Annotated in this window: 15 protein-coding genes; 7 read left to right on the forward strand and 8 right to left on the reverse strand. The window is 71.3% G+C overall.

Features of this window, described 5'->3' with window-relative positions; genetic code table 11:
* Window positions 1-17 precede the first annotated feature (17 nt).
* Complete coding sequence (locus AAC944_RS23430) at window positions 18-608, forward strand: TetR family transcriptional regulator (RefSeq protein ID WP_051872434.1); 591 nt, start codon at window positions 18-20, stop codon at window positions 606-608.
* Between the two features lie 21 nt (window positions 609-629).
* On the opposite strand, the gene AAC944_RS23435 is transcribed toward AAC944_RS23430, so the two are convergent.
* From AAC944_RS23435 to AAC944_RS23445, 3 genes are read right to left on the reverse strand one after another with little or no spacing between them, the layout of a single operon-like run.
* On the reverse strand, window positions 630-1,316 hold the full coding sequence (locus AAC944_RS23435; RefSeq protein WP_030625021.1) for an HAD family hydrolase: 687 nt from the start codon (window positions 1,314-1,316) through the stop codon (window positions 630-632).
* Between the two features lie 53 nt (window positions 1,317-1,369).
* Window positions 1,370-1,690, reverse strand: coding sequence for a LysR family transcriptional regulator (locus AAC944_RS23440; protein WP_051872433.1), 321 nt, complete (start codon window positions 1,688-1,690; stop codon window positions 1,370-1,372).
* The gene (locus tag AAC944_RS23445; RefSeq protein ID WP_196943382.1) at window positions 1,654-2,646 is read right to left on the reverse strand and encodes a ScbA/BarX family gamma-butyrolactone biosynthesis protein; all 993 of its coding nucleotides are present in this window, start codon (window positions 2,644-2,646) and stop codon (window positions 1,654-1,656) included. Before AAC944_RS23445 ends, AAC944_RS23440 begins: the two co-directional genes overlap by 37 nt.
* Before the next feature lie 315 nt (window positions 2,647-2,961).
* On the opposite strand from AAC944_RS23445, the gene AAC944_RS23450 reads away from it, so the two are divergent.
* The 6 genes from AAC944_RS23450 to AAC944_RS23475 all read left to right on the forward strand — a co-directional run bounded on the left by AAC944_RS23450 (window position 2,962) and on the right by AAC944_RS23475 (window position 7,806).
* The gene (locus AAC944_RS23450) at window positions 2,962-3,594 is read left to right on the forward strand and encodes a ScbR family autoregulator-binding transcription factor (protein WP_078889004.1); all 633 of its coding nucleotides are present in this window, start codon (window positions 2,962-2,964) and stop codon (window positions 3,592-3,594) included.
* Window positions 3,595-3,783: 189 nt separating this feature from the next.
* Window positions 3,784-4,014 carry an acyl carrier protein gene (locus tag AAC944_RS23455; protein WP_030625009.1) on the forward strand — a complete coding sequence of 77 codons (231 nt, stop codon included), beginning with the start codon at window positions 3,784-3,786 and terminating at the stop codon, window positions 4,012-4,014.
* Window positions 4,011-4,934 carry a thiamine pyrophosphate-dependent dehydrogenase E1 component subunit alpha gene (locus tag AAC944_RS23460; RefSeq protein ID WP_078889003.1) on the forward strand — a complete coding sequence of 308 codons (924 nt, stop codon included), beginning with the start codon at window positions 4,011-4,013 and terminating at the stop codon, window positions 4,932-4,934. Before AAC944_RS23455 ends, AAC944_RS23460 begins: the two co-directional genes overlap by 4 nt.
* Entirely contained in the window at window positions 4,931-5,947 is a 1,017-nt protein-coding gene (locus AAC944_RS23465) for an alpha-ketoacid dehydrogenase subunit beta (protein ID WP_030625001.1), read from the forward strand. The genes AAC944_RS23460 and AAC944_RS23465 overlap by 4 nt, the downstream gene beginning before the upstream one ends.
* A complete protein-coding gene (locus AAC944_RS23470; RefSeq protein WP_030624999.1) occupies window positions 5,944-7,104 on the forward strand; it encodes a 2-oxo acid dehydrogenase subunit E2 in 1,161 nt (386 codons plus the stop codon). The genes AAC944_RS23465 and AAC944_RS23470 overlap by 4 nt, the downstream gene beginning before the upstream one ends.
* Before the next feature lie 3 nt (window positions 7,105-7,107).
* Window positions 7,108-7,806 carry a 4'-phosphopantetheinyl transferase family protein gene (locus AAC944_RS23475; RefSeq protein ID WP_368396422.1) on the forward strand — a complete coding sequence of 233 codons (699 nt, stop codon included), beginning with the start codon at window positions 7,108-7,110 and terminating at the stop codon, window positions 7,804-7,806.
* 173 nt (window positions 7,807-7,979) lie between these two features.
* Here AAC944_RS23475 and AAC944_RS23480 read toward each other — a convergent pair whose 3' ends face one another.
* The 5 genes from AAC944_RS23480 to AAC944_RS23500 form a co-directional block, all read right to left on the reverse strand.
* Window positions 7,980-9,398, reverse strand: coding sequence for a DUF6177 family protein (locus AAC944_RS23480; RefSeq protein WP_030624993.1), 1,419 nt, complete (start codon window positions 9,396-9,398; stop codon window positions 7,980-7,982).
* Window positions 9,399-9,471: 73 nt separating this feature from the next.
* Window positions 9,472-13,446, reverse strand: a complete 3,975-nt coding sequence (locus tag AAC944_RS23485; RefSeq protein WP_030624990.1) for a type VII secretion protein EccC — start codon at window positions 13,444-13,446, stop codon at window positions 9,472-9,474.
* Between the two features lie 37 nt (window positions 13,447-13,483).
* Window positions 13,484-14,833 (reverse strand): nucleotide-binding protein, encoded by a 1,350-nt coding sequence (locus tag AAC944_RS23490; RefSeq protein WP_078889002.1) that lies wholly within the window; start codon window positions 14,831-14,833, stop codon window positions 13,484-13,486.
* An 82-nt stretch (window positions 14,834-14,915) separates the two neighbouring features.
* The gene (gene eccD / locus AAC944_RS23495; protein ID WP_030624984.1) at window positions 14,916-16,268 is read right to left on the reverse strand and encodes a type VII secretion integral membrane protein EccD; all 1,353 of its coding nucleotides are present in this window, start codon (window positions 16,266-16,268) and stop codon (window positions 14,916-14,918) included.
* Between the two features lie 169 nt (window positions 16,269-16,437).
* Window positions 16,438-16,773 (reverse strand): hypothetical protein, encoded by a 336-nt coding sequence (locus AAC944_RS23500; RefSeq protein WP_037773633.1) that lies wholly within the window; start codon window positions 16,771-16,773, stop codon window positions 16,438-16,440.
* Between the last annotated feature and the right edge of the window lie 95 nt (window positions 16,774-16,868).

Raw genomic sequence — 16,868 nt, forward strand, 5'->3', positions numbered from 1 at the left:
CGTAAGGAACCACGGATATGGTCAAACAGGACAGGGCGCGACGTACGCACGCGCTGGTCTTGGACGCGGCTGCCGCGGAGTTTTCCGCCCTCGGGTTCGCCAGCACCAATCTCCAGGTGGTGGCGGCACGCACCGGACTCACCAAGGGCGCGCTGTACGGACACTTCCCTTCGAAGAGCGCACTGGCGGTAGAGATCACCCGGCAGTTCGAGGAGAGCTGGCGCGAGTTGCTGCGGTGCGTCGACAAGGAGACGGTCCTGCCGCTCACCGCGCTGCACGCCCTGTTGCTGGGGCTGGCCCAGAAGATCCAGACGGACGTGCGCTTCACCGCTGGGCTCCGGCTGGTCTCCGAGGAAGCCCGGGCGAAGGGTGAAGTGCCGGAGGTACTGACGGAGTTGCGGGGCGCGATGCTCCACCTCGCCCAGCAGGCGCAGAAGGACGGAGACATCGACGCCGGGATCGGCGCCGAGCCGCTCAGCCATCTTCTGCTGTCCCTGGTGCTCGGCATTCACCACACCACGTCGGCCGGTGACAGCGACAGTGTGTACCAACGGGTCGTCAGTGCCTGGGAGTTGCTGCTGCCGCTGATGCGGCGCCCCGTGCGGTGACGGTATCGCTGCGCTCATCCCTCAGCCCGAGCGAGGGGCGATGACGCCCGGCAACCTGCGCCAACCCAGGCGCCGTTCCTGACCGGCGAGCACCGGGTCGTCGCCGACGACGACCGGGTGGCCCACCGCCTGCAGCAGCGGCAGATCGCTGGAGTGATCACCGTATGCGTAGCAGTCGCCCGGAAGGGACCCGTACGTGCGCATGGCGTCCCGGGCGCGCACGGCCTTCTCCGGGCCGATGACCGGGGTGTCCACCTCGCCCGTGAGCACGCCGTCCTCGACTTCGAGAGCGGCGGACAGCACCAGTGAGGCGCCCACGGCGTCGGCCAGTGGTTCCAGGCACGGCCGTACCGCGCCCGACACCAGGGCGATCAGATGCCCGGCCCGGCGATGGCGGTCCAGCGCCGCGACGGCGGGCGGATGGAAGAACCCCGTGCGGGCGGCCTCCCTGCTGAACCACTCACGGCCGGTCCGGACGAGAGTGGCGTGCGGGACACCACGCAGAAGCCGGTAGTAGTCGCGGTTGAGCTCGTCACGGGGCACACCCCGGGCCTGCCTGGCGGCGAACCGGGCACGCGCGCCGGCGAAGCGGGAGGGGTCGGCCCCCTCCCGCTCCCAGTGGAAGGCGAGAAAGCCCAGCATGCTCTTGACGGAGATCAGGGTCTCGTCCACGTCGAAGAAGGCGATGACCGAACGGGAGTGCTCCACGCTGTTCCGATCAGGAGAATCCGGCCGATCGGTACGACCCGTCGGCCCGGCGGTCAGAGACGTGCCAGCGGGCGGGGGCGAGTGCCGGCCCGGGTGTGCGGGGAAGCGGGGACCGTGCTCGCGCGGACCTCGTGCGCGGCGGAGTCCACCGAGACGAGGATGCGCTCCGCGTGGGCCCGCAACAGTACTCCGGCATCGGTGAGTTCGATGGGCAGACGGCCCCGCCGGTGGAAGAGCGTGGCCCCCAGCGAGCGTTCGAGGCTCTTGATCTGGCCCGTGACGGTGGACTGCGCGCAGTGCAGGTTCTTCGCCGCCTGGGTGAAGCTCAACTCCCGTGCTACCTCGCGGAAGACGCGTAGCTGCTGGAACTCCACGAGTCCTCCTCTCCAGGCTGCGCGGTGGGGCCGGCGTGGTAGACGGCATGGGCCCGGGCGAGGGTCCGCCCGCGCTGCACGGCCGCCATCGAGATCCGGTGCCGGCCGGTGGGAGAGGCGGTCCGCACCTTGTTGACGATCTCGACGGCGAGGGGCTCCTCCAGCTCGCCGAAAGCGTCGAAGGAGACCTCGCAGGAGATCGGCATGCGGCGCATGGTGCCCGTAGCAGGCTCCTCCCGCCGCAGCAGGTGGTGTGCTGTCTGGCGGAAGGCTTCGACGAGTGCCATGCCGGGGACGTGATCGCAGGCGTGCTCGAAGTAGCCGGGGTGGTCGCGGTCGAGGCGTACCAGGTACGAATCCGCCGCCGTCGCCGGGTCGAGGGAGATCAGGACGTCGCCCTGCTGCGACTGGCCGACATCCGGAGCGGGCAGCATCCTGGCTGCGGTACGGGGGCCGGCGTTGCCGTGCGCGGCGGTCGTGGCGGGCGTGCTGCCGCGGTGGCGCAGCATGGAGTACAGCTGCTCACCCACTGCGAGCAGGCGCACCGACACCCGGGCGCAGTGCTGTCCGCCGACCTCGACACGGGCCGTGAAACGTGCGCCGAACCGCTTCTCGCACCGGCTGACCTCGGGGGTCAGCGCCCCGTCGAGCACCACCTCCAGCGGAGCTCCCGCCACTCGCAACGCGTCGGCGTCGTCGATGTGGAAGTCGAGGCTGCGGAAGATGAACCGGTGCGTGAGCGGCACCCCGTAGAAGCGGTGACTCGTGTAGATCGCGGCCTGGCGGACGGTTTCCACCAGGAGTACCGGATCGCTGAATCCGGCGGCGTCCGGGCGGTACAGCCCGTGGTTGCACGGCCATTGGGCGGCGATCAGCACGCGGCCGTCGTCGGTGCGACGGCCGTCGGTCAGGAACACTTCGGTGACCGCCGCGCGGTGGACCAAGGAACGTGGCACCGTCCGGTCGAAGGTGAGTGTCGTGCGCCCTTGCCCCGTGGTCGAGGCCGCTCCCCTCGGCGCGCTCCTGAGGCCATGGACTCTTGGACGAATAGTCAACCGGCTGGGTGACATCAAATCGACCCCCCTTAGATATTCCGCTGAACGGAAAGAATTTCCCGCCCTGTGGAGCGAAAAAATATACCTATGGGAAGGTATATTGCATGGGTCGCTGGATCGCTGGCAAGGGGGTCAGGCAACTCGACCGGATCATCCCCTCGCAGGGGTGCCGGCGGGAGCAGAGGCAGTCGACATCAGTTGGGACGCACCTGAGGCATGGACAGCAAGGCAGCTACTCACGGGCCGGTGGCGCACTCCCGCCGGGAGCCGAAGCAGGAACGCGCACGGCAGACCAAGCGGCTGGTGCTGCGGACCGCCGCGGAGGCGTTCAAGGAGCACGGATACCCCGCGGTCACGCTGCAGGCGGTGGCCGAGCGGGCGTCGATGACCAAGGGTGCGGTCTACTTCCACTACGCGAACAAGGAAGCCCTCGCCGTCGCGGTGATCATGGAGCACTACGCTCGCTGGGAACCGCTCGTCAGTGAGGTGCGCTCGCGTGGGCTGCCGCCGCTCGAGACGCTGCTCGCCGTTCTGGAGGGTGCGGCGGAGGCGTTCCGGGACGACGTGATGGTGCAGGCGGGGGCCCGTCTGCAGATCGAGCGTTCGCTGATCAAGGCGGATCTCCCGGTGCCCTACGTGGGATGGCAGGAACTGCTGACGTCACTGATCACCGAGGCTCGGGATGCCGGCCAGCTGCGTGCGGACGTCGACCCGGCAGCGCTGGCCCGTGTGGTGGTCGCCGCTTTCTTCGGCAGTCAGCACATATCCGACGTGCTGAACGGCCGCGCCGACCTGATGCAGCGTCATGGCGAACTGATCGAAGCCGTCTTCCGCGGCGCCATGCCCTGAGGGTCACACGCTGAGGGACCCCCGGCCGCCTTCGATCGGGATTCCCGATCTCAATTGAAACCTTCGCGAAGGTTTGATTCTGTGGCACTCCCAGCCCGGAGAGCCGTGTCTGCTCACCAGACTGTCCGCCCCGGGTTGTGCGGCACCTGAACCTCGGTAGCACCCGCAATTCTCTGGAGTGTCTGACGCATGAAGCTTGAAGAGGTTGTCTCGGACGTGATCCAAATCCCGGTGGGGGAGGTGGACGACAACCTGGGACCCGTGCGTGATGCCCGCTGGACCAGCTTGAAGCAGATGCAACTGATCATCGCCCTGGAGGAGCGGTACGGCACGTCCTTCTCCCGGCAGGACGTCCGCGCCATGAAGACCGTGGGCGCGGTGCGTGAGGTCCTCAGGAGCAAGGGGGTGTCGGCGGCGTGACGATCACCGCGCAGGCACCCCCGGAACTGCGGGCGCTCGACGACGAAGACCTGGAATCGCTGCTGCTGGTCCGGCACTTCGAACGGAAGCTCCTCGATCTGTTCGCCGCCGGGAAGCTGAACGGTACGACGCACACCTGCCTCGGCCAGGAGTACGTCCCGGTGTCCCTCAACCCGCTGCTGGCCGAGGACGACTTCGTCTTCAGCAACCACCGCGGGCACGGGCACTACCTCGCCCGGTTCGCCGATCCGGCCGGTCTCCTGGCGGAGATCACCGGCCGGGAAGGCGCCGTCTGCGGTGGCGTCGGCGGCAGTCAGCACATCTTCCGGGGCAGCTACCTCTCGACCGGTATCCAGGGCGAGAGCCTGCCGGTTGCGGCCGGCGCGGCACTGCATTTCAAGCGCAACGAACTCCCGCTGCTGGCCGCCGTGTACATCGGGGACGGCACGTGGGGCGAGGGTTCCGTCTACGAGGCCCTGAACATCGCCCAGCTGTGGGAACTCCCGCTTCTGGTCGTCGTCGAGAACAATGGCATCTCCCAGACCACACCCAGCGCGGCCAACATGGCAGGCACCGTACGCGGCCGTGCGGAGGCTTTCGGGGTCGGCTACCACCGCGTGACGACCCATGACATCCATCGCATCCGTGCCGAGCTGGCTCCGGAGATCGAGCGGGTGCGCCACCAGCACCAGCCGCTCGTCGTCGAGTTCGAGACCGTCCGGCTCGGTCCGCACAGCAAGGGTGACGACACCCGGCCTGCCGAGGTCGTCGAGCGCGCGCGGCAGCGTGACTGGTACGGCGGCTACCGGGCGGCGGACCCCGAGCGCTTCGACCGGCACGACCACAAGGTACGGGAACTGATCGACCTCGTCGCCGCGGACGTCCTGGAGCGGCCGCTGGTCTCCGGAGGGGTGGCATGAAGCGCAACGAACGGGTGGGCGAGAACCTCAACCGCGCCCTGCACGACGTCATGGCGGCCCATGACGACACCTTCCTGATCGGCGAGGACGTCCTCGACCCGTACGGTGGCGCGTTCAACATCACCAAGGGGCTCTCGGACCGCTTCGGTGACCGTGTGCTCACCACGCCCATCAGTGAGAACGCCATTCTGGGCATCGCCAACGGGCTGGCCCTGACGGGGAACAAGCCGATCGCCGAGATGATGTTCGGCGACTTCATCACGCTGGCCTTCGACCAGATCGTGAACTTCTCGGCCAAGTCCGTCGCGATGTACGGCAGGCAGCACCCGATGCACCTCGTGGTCCGCTGCCCGGTCGGAGGGCGGCGCGGTTACGGACCGACGCACAGCCAGAGCCCGCAGAAACACTTCCTCGGCGTCCCCGACCTGCACCTTTTCGAGCTGTCCCCGTTCCACGACAACACCGCCGTCCTGAACGGCATGATCGAACTGGGCAAGCCCAGCATCTTCTTCGAGGACAAGGTCCTCTACACCGAGCGCAGGCACCAGGAAGGTCTGGTCGCCGACCTGTTCACCCTGGAGTTCGTCGGGGAGGGCCCCTTCCCCACCGCACGGCTCTCCATCGACGGGATCGGCGACCCGGAGCTCGTGCTGATCGCACCGGGCGGTCTCGCCGGCCGGGCCGTCGAGGCGGCGCGCGAGCTCTTCCTGTCGCACGAGATCGCCTGCGCCGTCTACGTACCCAGCGCGCTGTACCCCTTCGACGTGAGCGTCCTCGCCGATCCGGTGGCCCGGGCCGGCCGCGTCTGCGTCGTGGAGGACGCCCCGCCCGGCGGCAGCTGGGGGGCCGAAGTCGCCCACCAGCTCTACTCGCACTGCTGGCAGAGTCTGCGCGCCCCCGTCCGCCTGGTCCACTCGGCGGACTCCGTCATCCCCACTGCGCTCCATCTGGAGCGGGACGTCGTGGTCAGCAGCCGGTCCGTGGGGTCCGCCCTTCGAGAGTTGGTCCGATGATCGAGATCACCGTCCCCAAGCTGAACAACAACGACGCCGCCTACGACCTCATCGAGTGGCTCGTGGCAGACGGCGCCACCGTGTCGAAGGACGACGACCTCGTCACCGTGGAGACGTCGAAGGCGGCCGAGGACCTGGTCAGCGAGCACGACGGGGTGCTGCTGCATGTGGTGCCCGCCGGCACGCAGGTCACCCCCGGCACCGTGGTGGCCCGGGTCTTCCCGGGTGAAGCGGAGCGCAAGGCATTCCTCGCCGAGGCCGCGGAAGCCGCCGAGGCCGGGGGCCGGAGCGGCAGCGGCGACAGCGGGGCGGGGTTCATCCTCACCGATTCCGCGCGTCGGCTGGCCACCGAGCTGGCCGTCACGGACGCGGAACTGGCCTCTCTGGGCAAGCGCATCATCAAGGGATCGGACGTCGAGGAGATCACCTCCCGGCGCGACGCCCCCGCCGAGCCGGACGAGAGCCGACTGGAACTCAGCCAGCACCAGCGCGCGATCAGCGCCGTGGTCAGTGAGTCGCACCGCACGGTCCCCGCGTCCTTCACCGTGGTACGGATCCGAACCGACGCCGCCGAAGCCGCGGCCAGGGCCGCATCGGAACGCAGTGGCACGGCCGTCGGCCTGACCGAGCTGCTGATAGCGGAACTTGCCGGACTCCGCCGGACGTTCCCTGCCTTCTTCGGCCGGTACCACGACAGCGGGCACGTCGTGCTCGCGGACGCGTCGCACATCGGAGTGACGGTCGACCTGGGCAGCGGACTGTACATACCTGTCGTCCGGGACGCCGACCGCAAGAGCGTCGACGAGATCGCCGACCAGCTGGGCGACTTCCGCTTCTCCGCACTCCGGGGCAGCTTCCGGAGCAGCGAACTCACCGACGCCGCGATCACCCTGTCGCTCAACAACGACGAGGACGTGATCCTCACCCAGCCGATCGTCTTCCCCGGCCAGACCTGCATGCTCTCGCTCGGCGGCACGCAGCAGGCTCTCGACCTGACCGAGGACGGAGAACTGACCCGCACGTCGTACGTGTACCTGGGGCTCGCCTTCGACCACCGGGTCATCAACGGCCGGGAAGCAGTGGCCTTCCTCCGCTCCCTGAAGTCCGCGTTGGAGGAGCCGGAGCAGGCGACGGCCGGGCCGGCACAGGGCAGCTGAGACGTGCGGCCTGTCGTACCTCTTCGCTACGGCACGACACCGCTCCCGGACCGCTGGAACGGTGGCCCGCCACGACTGTGGCTGGCGCGCCACCGTCCCGGCGAAGCCGTTGCCGGCGCCGACGAGGCGCTGCTCGACGCCGAGGAACGCGAGCGCGCGGCCGCGTTCGCACACGCCGCGGACCGCGCCGCTTACCTCGCCGCACACGCCATGCTGCGGCGACTGCTCGGTGCCTACCTCGGCATCGCGGCGGACCGTGTCCGGTACGCCAGAGAACGGTGCCCCTGCTGTGGCGAGGGCCACGGCCGGCCCTCGGTCGTCGGCGCGCCCCTGCACTTCTCCCTCTCGCGCAGCGGCGAGTTCACCCTCGTCGCGGTCGCGGCCACGGCCGTCGGCGTGGACATCGAGGAGATACCACGGCCCGACACGGCACGGGCGGTGACATCGGCCCTGCACACCGAGGAGCGGCAGGAACTGGCGTGCCTGCCGAGCGCCGATCGGCTCGAGGCATTCACCCGGTGCTGGGCCCGCAAGGAGGCATACCTGAAGGCAACGGGCCACGGCCTGGCCGAGGGTGTCTCTCACGTACACGTCGGCGCCGGCCCCCGCCCCGCTGAACTCGATGACTGGTCACTGACCGACGTCACTGTCCCGCGACGGTACCGAGCGGCGTGCGCGACTCAGGGCAGGCAGTACCCATGAGGCCGGTGCTCCGCCGTGCTGAGCGGCATGACCTGCGTGCTTCTTGCGCTCGCCGTGTCCTTCCCGGCCGCGCCCCTGGCCGTACCCACCGACGGCCGCACCGGCACGGAACAGGCCTCCGAACACGCAGCGAGGGCAGCGCGGGCCGATGGTCCCGGGCCGGCCCCGCCCCCTCACGCCCCCTTCAGATGCCGCATCAGCCGTTCGAAGTCCTGCCAGCCCGAGAGGTCGGAGGGGTCACCGGGGAGGGAGTAGTACATGGCCGGGCGGGACTTGGGGCCCAGGGCGACGGGGGGGTCGGAGAGGGGGGTGTGGCGGGTGCGGTCGGCGGGCATCTGGCGGACCTCCTCCGCGCCCAGTACGAAGGCCAGGGGGACGCCGGGGCCTTCGAAGCGGGGCGGGACGGCCAGGTCGCGGCGGGCCTTGCGGAGCTGGACCAGCATGGACTGGAGGTGGTGGCGGGTGGCCAGCACCTCGGCGGCCCGGGGGAGGGCGTCGAGCGGGAGTTCCTCGTCGGGGCCGTAGCCGAAGGCGAGGGTGATGTCCTCCTCGATGCCTCCCTTGGTGCGGGTGATGCGGACCGTCGCGAGGCCGGGGCGGTCCGGGGAGCCGACGACGACGAGCCAGGTCGGGTCCGGGGCGCGGTCGTGGGCGAGGTCGGTGAGCTGGCGCAGGGACCAGGGGAGGTTGGCGGGCTCGGCGGTGCCCCAGCCGGCCGGGGGCTCGCCGGTCAGCTCGCACCAGACCGACTCCAGGGCGCCGCCGAGGACCAGGCGGTCGTCGGCGGGGTGGACCGTACGGAAGGAGACGGCCAGCTGGCGTTCGCCGGTGTCGGTGACCTCCTGGAAGGTGGAGGCCAGGGGGGTGCGGGCGTCGGCCGGAGTGGCGCCGGGACCCTCGATGGGGGCGAAGAGGCCGTTCTGGAAGCGGAGTACGGCGCCGGACAGGCCGTCGTAGTAGCCGTCCCGTTCGTCCTGGACGACCCAGCGGGAGGGCCAGCCGGGCAGGCTGTTGCGTACGGCGGGGGAGAGGGTGGTCCCCGGTGGGGTGACGATCTGGAGGCCCAGCTCCGCGTCGGCGACGGCGCGGAACGCGTCCGAGAGCCAGGCCGTCATGGCGACCACCGGGCGGTCCTGGATGACGACGGCGATCTTGTCGGTGAGGACGTCGACGGCGGGCTGCGCGGCCGCCGGCGTGGGCGCGACGCTCACCCCGTCGGTCTCCACCACGGCGAGCGAGCGCGCGGCCTCCGGCGGCCAGGCGGAGCCGCCGGCCAGGTGGGCGAGGCGGGCGGCGAAGGTGCCCGCGAGCTTCTCGGCCTCCTCGACGCCGGTGGTGGCACGGGCCTCCGTCCACCAGAAGGGGACGGGGGGTGGGGTGGCGCCGAGCAGTCGTTCGGCCTCGCCCGCTACCTGGACGAGCAGCGGCGCCTCGACCGACATCAGCGGGCGGCCCTCCGGGTCGCAGAGCTGCACGACCGCGTCCTCCCCCGTCGTGCCGACGAGCTTGTCGGGGCCGCCGGAGAGCAGGCCCGCGAGCACGGTCATCGGGTCGGGCATCTTCGGGGTGAGGGTGACGACGTCCTTGGTCATGTGCGCGTCCGGTTTCTGGTCATGGTCGTGGTGGTGGTCGTGGCGGGGCCCCGCCCGGTGGGCGGCCGGTCCGTCACCCCTCCGTGAACACCGTCTGCATCAGCCGGTTCGGCCGCCCGCGCTGCATGAAGATGCCACGCCCCGGCGGCTGCAGCGAGGCGTACGTACCGGGGAACAGCTGGCCCTCACTGCGGTCGCCCGACATCAGGAGCGCCGAGGCACCCGACTCGCGCAGGCTCAGCATCAGCGGCTCGTACATGCCGCGGGAGGCGCCCGCGACGCGGCGGGTGAGGACGAAGTGGAGGCCGATGTCGGCGGCGGAGGGGATGTACGGGAGGAAGGGTTCGAGGGGGGCCTGACCGGCGGTGGTCAGGACGTCGTAGTCGTCGACGAGGACGACGATCCGCGGGCCGCCGCCCCAGCTGCCCGGCTCCAGGTCCGCCACGTCCGTGCCGTCGCCCGGCAGCCGCTTCTCCAGCTGCGAGGCGACGCCGTGGGCGAGGCCCGCGCACATCTTGGGGTTGTACGCGTAGCCGCCGCGGAACTCCTCGGGGATCGCGCCGCGCAGCCCGCGCCGCGGGTCCATGACCGCGAAGACCAGCTCCTCCTCGCCGTACCGTTCGATGAGGCCGTTGGCGACGGTCTTGAGGAGGTTGGTCTTGCCGCACTCGCTGTCGCCGAGGATCAGCAGGTGCTGGTCGTGCTGGAAGAGGTCGACCATGACGGGCGCCAGCGCCGTCTGGTCCAGGCCGATCGGCACCCGCTGCGGCTCGGCGGCCGGGCCCGGCAGCAGGTGCGGCTCCAGGACGCGCGGCAGGACCCGCACGGGCTGGGCCACTTCGCCGCTCCAGGTGGCGCGGACGGTACGGGCCGTGCGCTCCAGGACCGCGCCCAGCTCCGAGGTGTCGGACAGGCCGTCCGTACGGGGCAGCGCGATCTGCGCGAAGAGCTTGCCGTCGGTCAGGACGCGGCCGGGCTCGTCGGGCGAGAGGGTCTCGGCGAGCTTGCGGTCGATGCTGGACTCGCTGGGGTCGTTCAGCCGCAGCTCGACGCGGGTGCCGAAGTACGACTGGGTGGCGATGCGTACGTCGTTCCAGCGGAGCATGCTCGCCACGACGTGGATGCCGTAGCCGCTGCCCCGCTTGAGGATGTCGGCGACCGCCTCGTCCAGCTCCTCGAAGTCGTCGCGCAGCGCGCCGAAGCCGTCGATGACCAGCACGATCTCGGCGGAGGCCAGCTGCGGCAGCCGGCCCGCCGCGTGCAGCATGCGGAGCTGGCCGACGGAGTCGATGCCGTGTTCGCGGAAGAGGTCCTCGCGGAGCGCGAGCATGTTCCGTACCTCTTCGACGGTGCGGCCCGCGCGCTCCCGGTCGGCGCGGCCCGCGACGCCGCCCACGTGCGGCAGGTCCGACAGCGCCTGGAGACCGCCGCCCACCAGGTCCAGGCCGTAGATGCCGACTTCCTGCGGGGTGTGGGTCAGCGCGAGCGACAGCGCGAGGGTGCGCAGCAGCGTGGTCTTGCCGGCGGCCGGGCCACCGATGATCGCGGCATGGCCGCCGGCCACCGTGAGGTCCAGGACGTACTGGCCCTGCCACTGCTTGGTCGGGTCGTCCAGCAGGCCGAGCGGGACCTGGAGCGGGCCGCGGCGCGCGGCCAGCTGCATGCCGCGCGCACCGACCTCGACCGGGCCGGCGGCCTTGTCCAGCGGCATGGCGGCGGGCAGCGGCGGCAGCCAGATGCGGCGTACCTGCGCCGCGGCACCCTCCAGCTGGGAGACCATCACGCCCATCTCGGTCGGCCCGGTCTCCCGGCGCCGCACCGTCGGCTCCTGCTCGCCGGTGTGCTCCGGCTCGGCGAGGGTGTTGAACGCCTCGTACTCCAGGGCCAGCGGCCCGGTGTCCTCCTCCTCGTGGCGCTGCACGGGCCCGCGGTAGGCGCCCGAGACGTAGCTCGCCTTGAACCGCTCGTAGTGGGTGGTGTCGACCTTGAGGTAGCCGAAGCCGGGCAGCGGCGGCAGGTGGAAGGCGTCCGTGGTGTCCAGGACCGTACGGGACTCGTCGGCGGAGAAGGTGCGCAGGCCGAGCCGGTACGAGAGGTAGGTGTCCAGGCCCTTGAGCTTGCCGCCCTCGATGCGCTGGCTGGAGAGCAGCAGGTGCACGCCGATGGACCGGCCGATGCGGCCGATGGACAGGAACAGGTCGATGAAGTCCGGCTTGGCGGTGAGCAGTTCGCCGAACTCGTCGATGACGACGAAGAGGTGCGGCAGCGGATCCAGGTCCGGCCGCTTCTCGGCGCGCAGCTGCGCGTAGTCGCCGATGTCGGCGACGTTGCCCGCGTCCTTGAGCACCTGCTGGCGGCGCTTGACCTCACCGGCGAGCGAGGCGTGCACGCGCTCCACCAGGCCCGCCTGGTTCTCCAGGTTGGTGATGACACCGGCGACGTGCGGCAGGTCGGCGAAGGGCGCGAAGGTCGCACCGCCCTTGTAGTCGACCAGGACCAGGGCCAGGTCCTCCGGCGGGTGGGTGGCGACCAGCGCCAGTACGAGGGTGCGCAGCAGCTCCGACTTGCCGGAACCGGTCGCGCCGACGCACAGGCCGTGCGGGCCCATGCCCAGCTCGGAGGACTCCTTGAGGTCCAGCAGCACCGGCTCGCGGGAGTCGCTGATGCCGATCGGCACGCGGAGGAAGGCGCGTTCGCCGCGCGGCGCCCACAGCCGCGACAGGTCCAGCCGCGCCACGTCGTCGATGCCGAGCAGCTCGGCGAAGTCGACGGGCCCGGACAGCGGGGCGTCCACCAGGGACTCGGCGGACAGCCGCAGCGGCGCGAGCATCCGCGCCAGGCCCTCGGCGAACGGGATGCTGACCTCGTCCACCGTGCCGTGCGCGCTGATCGGCTGCTGCTCGCGCAGGTCCTCGATGACCACCTGGTCGCCGTCGACGGTGATCCGCACGCTGACCTGGCCCGGCTCCTGGACCCGCTGCTCCAGCAGGTGCAGGACGGTGACGCCCATGTCGCGCAGGCCGACCGCGTCGTCCGGGCGCGGCAGGTCGACGGCGTCCTCGCCGTGCCCGTCGGTGACGACGAGCAGCCGGGAGTTCATGGCCAGCGCGTCCCGGTCGGACAGGCCGCGGCGCACCTCGGCCGCGTACGAGGCGCGGCGGCGCAGCTCGGGGCCGATCTGCCGGGCGAGCTGGGGCGCGGAGGGGGCGATCCGGCGGGCCGCCACCGGGCCGTCGAACTGCTCGGTGTCGAGCAGGTGCGGCAGCCACTTGGCCCACTCCCACTCGGGGAGCCGGTCGCCCGGTACCGCCAGCGCCATCGCCACGTCGTCGGGCGCGTGGGTGGCGGCGGTCTGCACGAGCAGGGCCCGGGCGACACGCAGGCAGTCCTCGCGCGGACCGACGACGCTGATGTTGCCGACCCGGTCGAGCGGGACGGTGAGCGGGAGTTCGGTACCGGTGCGGAAGCGGTCCATCAGCGCCGACGCCTCGTTGAGCATGAAGCGGTCGGGCGGGGTGAGCACCGAGGAACCCTGCTGGGCGACCTGCAGATCGCGGACCGGCATCTCACCGGTGCCGACGCGTACCCGCAGGAAGTCCGCGTCCATCCGGCGGCGCTCCCACAGCCGCGCCGGGTCGCGCACTATGTCGTACAGCGCGTCCGGCGGCGGGTTCAGCACGTCGGCCTGCTCGCGCCGCTCGCGCTCCTCACGGGACAGCTCCTCGCGCAGGTCCTCCAGGTAGGAGAGGTACGCCTCGCGCTGGGTGCGGCGGGTGCGCTGGGCCTTGCCGCGCTGCGAGAAGGCCAGGCCGAGGGTGCCGATGAGGGTGACGACGACGATGATCGCGCCGAGCCCGGCGAACTGGCTGTTGCGGACGACCGTCATCATCACGACGGACGACAGCACACCGGCGACGGGCAGCAGCGACATCGCGATGTTGCCCGACTTCCCCTCGGGGAGGTTGGGCGGGGCCTCGATGGTGCGCGCCTCGGCCGCGGCCTGGGGCCGCGCGGTCCTGGCCGGGCGGTGGATCAGTCGGGTACTCATCGGCGTCCGTCACTCACGGTCGGGCTCGGCATGGGGATCAGTGGCGCTGCTGGGAGAGCCGGAACGCGTCCGCGGCGAGGCGGGTGGCGGCTTCCCTGGTCGCGTGCGCGAGGAGTTCGGTACGGATCGTGCCGCCGGCCGCGAGGTGCCGGTCGTACGGCATGACCTGGACGCTCGCCCCGGTGGACGTCAGCTTCTCGACCGCCTCGTCGAGAGCGAGCCCGGAGTGCGGCACGAGCTCGCTGAGCACCACGACCGTGCCGGCGATCACATGCGGCGGCAGCCCCTGCATCCACTGGAGGATCGCGTACGTGCTCGTGACGCCCTCCAGCGTGGCGGGGGCGGTGAGGACACGGGCCTGCGCGGCGGAGAGGGCGACGCGGGCGACCTCGGCGGGCAGCGTCTCGCAGTCCACGACGGTCACGCCGAAGTAGCGGCGCAGCGAGACCATGACGCGCTCGTACGCCTTGGTCGGCAGCATCGCCCCGATCTGCCCCTGGCTGCCGGGCAGCAGCCAGGCGTTGTTGGGCAGCTGGACGAGGTAGCCGGTGACGTCCAGCAGCGACATCTGCGGCTCGATGATGCCCGCCAGGTCACCGGTGGTCCAGCGCAGCGTCTCCGCGCCGAGCCGCAGCGGCAGCGAGCCGAGCGACGGGTCGGCCTCGACGAAGAGGACCGGGTCCTGCCGGTAGTGCGCGTACGCCGTGCCGAGCAGCGCGGCGACGGTCGACTTGCCGGAACCGCCCCGGATGGAGGTGACGGCGATCTGCCGGCCGGTGGTCACCGGCTGCTGGAGCACCTCGGCGGTGGCGGTGGTGTCGGCCACCTCGCGCGCTGCCGAGGAGGAGACGGTACGGCGCAGATTGCGGGTGGCCCGCGCGGCGAAGGACTCGCCGTGCCGCGGCTTGCGCCCGGTGCCGGCCAGGCTCTTGTCCACGACGGGCCGGGAATCGGGGGTGCGGTGCGGACGGGGCGGTGCGTAGCCGGCCTGGGCCGGCACCTGCTGCTGGTACTGGGGTGCCTGCTGGGGCTGGGGCTCCGGCTGCCGGTACTGGGGCTCCGGCTGGTGCTGAGGCATCTGCTCGTACTGCGGGTACGGCTGCTGCGGCTGCTGATACGGCTGCTGGGACTGCTGGTTCGGCGCGGCCGGGACCGGGTGGCCGGTCTGCTGCTGGTGCGGCTGCGGGTACGGCTGCTGGTGCGGCTGGGGCGCGACGTGGCCGGGGGCGCCTTGCTGCTGCCCGCCGGGGCCCTGGGCACCCTGCTGCGGTGTGCCCTGCTGCGGTGCGCCCGGGCCTTGGGCACCCTGCTGCGGCGCGCCCTGCGGCGTGGCACCGCCCCGCAGGTCACGCAGCACATCGCCCTGCCAGTTGTCTCCGTTCGGCATGTCAGCCCTTCTTTTCCGCCCTGCTGCCCCGCCCGGAGCGCCTGCGCGTCGTTCTCAGAACCTGTTGAGCGTCTGTGGAGCGTCAGAACTTGTCGAGCAGCTGTCCGTACACGCCGAACGCCCCGACGGCGAGCGGGAAGAGCCCCACCACGCCGATGGACTCGACCAGGTCGGCGATGCGCCGCAGCCGGACCTGCACGTGCTCCGGCGGCCGCACCGCCAGGACGAGCAGCGGCAGCACCGCGGCCGCGCCCAGCACCATGAGCGGTCCCGCGCCCCCGGCGTGCTCCATCCACACCATCACCAGCCGTACGACGAGGACCGCGGCGGCGGCGAACAGCGCCACGACCTCCGCCACCAGCGGGAAGGCGCGCGCCCTGGAGAGCAGTACGAGAGCCACGAGCGCCGGCAGCGTCACGGTCCACACGGTCGGCTCCGCCTGGGTGAGCAGCCAGCTGCCGGCCGCGGCGGAGGCCGCGGTGACGATCGTCGCGAGGGCGAGGCCGCGGTGCGTGGCCGCGAGCGCGTTGCCCACCTGGTGGCGGCTGACGGACGTGCCGCCGGAGCGGCGGTCGTCGAGCGCGGTGAGGCCGGACGCCATCAGGGCGAGCCGCGGCAGCAGCCCGAGGAGGATCACCGAGAAGACCGCCAGCACGGCACCGAGCCGGGCCGGATCACTCTGGAGCGCGGCGACGACCTCCCACACCACGCCGATGCCGGCGGTGGCGCCGGCGCCGATGAGTCCGCCCCGGCCGAGCGGCGAGAAGTACCCGAGCAGTACGAGCATCACCACGAGCGCACCCGCGACGGCGGCCAGCCGGGCGGTCCCGGACCAGCCGTACGCATCGGCCGCCGTCCACGCGGTGAGGATGCCGAGCCCGCCGGAGGCGAGCAGCAGCGCCGTGGCGAGCCCGCGGTTGCCTGCACCGATCTTCGCGACCAGCGCACCGGCCGCGAGGAGCACGAGCGTGATCACGGCGAGCACGGGCACGAGGGAGTCGAGCGCGAACTCACGGCGGGCGAGCACCGCGGCGGTCAGCGCGAAGGCGACGGTCGCCACGCCCGCGCTGATCCGGCGCGCGGCGGGCCGCCAGCGCCAGGCCTGCAGGTCCAGGTCGTCGGCCACCAGGTCGGTGACGTCGTGCACGACGGGGGCCGGCGGCGCGGAGTGGGCCCGGACGAGCCGGAGCACGGCGCCGTCCGCGACCTCCGCCGACGACAGCGTGCTGTCGTGCGGCAGCGCGGACCCGTCGGACGTGATCAGCTGCCGGGTCATCGGCCGCGACGCCGCCCGGTCGTCCAGCAGCTGCAGGATGTCCGGCAGCAGCTGCCCTATCGGAGTGTCGGAGGGCAGGACGATGTCGGCCCGGCGTCGCTCGCCGACCAAAGTCACCCGGCTGAGTTGCGCCCGGGATGTCGTTGCTGTGCTCACCACTTACGGGAACCTATCGTCGCGGCGTTGAGGACTCGGGCCTGTTCGGCGTGCTCATGTTACTAGTGCCCGGCCCTTTCCCTTTTTGCGTGGAATTCCTGACCCGCGGCGCCGGATTCACCTTCCGGACACGTGTGTTGCGGGCCGTCGCAATCCCGGGGAATGCGGAATGCTAGGAACTCCGAGAAGTTTCCGCATCCTCCGCGTTCTCCGCACTCTTCCCGGATTCTTCCGGTTTCGCCGACTGGGCCGGCTGCTGGTACTGCTGTTCCTGGCGCTGCTGCTTCTCCTGCTCGGCCTTCTGCTTCGCCAGCGTGTGCTGGAGGAAGGACCAACCGACGCACCCCGCGCACAGCACGGCGGCGATGGCGATCCCGGCGAACACCTTGCCCAGCCGCTCGTCCGCCGTGCGCCGCGCCCGCTGCGCGCCGAACAGCAGCGCGTCCCGCAGCCGGCGCCGGCGTACCGCCACCGACTCCAGCAGCTGGCTGTCGTAATCCCGTGCCATCCGTCTTGTCGTCCGTCGTCTCAGTCGTCCGTTGCGTGGTTCGTGGTCCCTGGAACATATGGCATGGGTGAGTGAGCAGTACACCCCAGGGTTAC

The sequence above is a fragment of the Streptomyces sclerotialus genome (assembly GCF_040907265.1).
Taxonomy (GTDB): Bacteria; Actinomycetota; Actinomycetes; order Streptomycetales; family Streptomycetaceae; genus Streptomyces; species Streptomyces sclerotialus.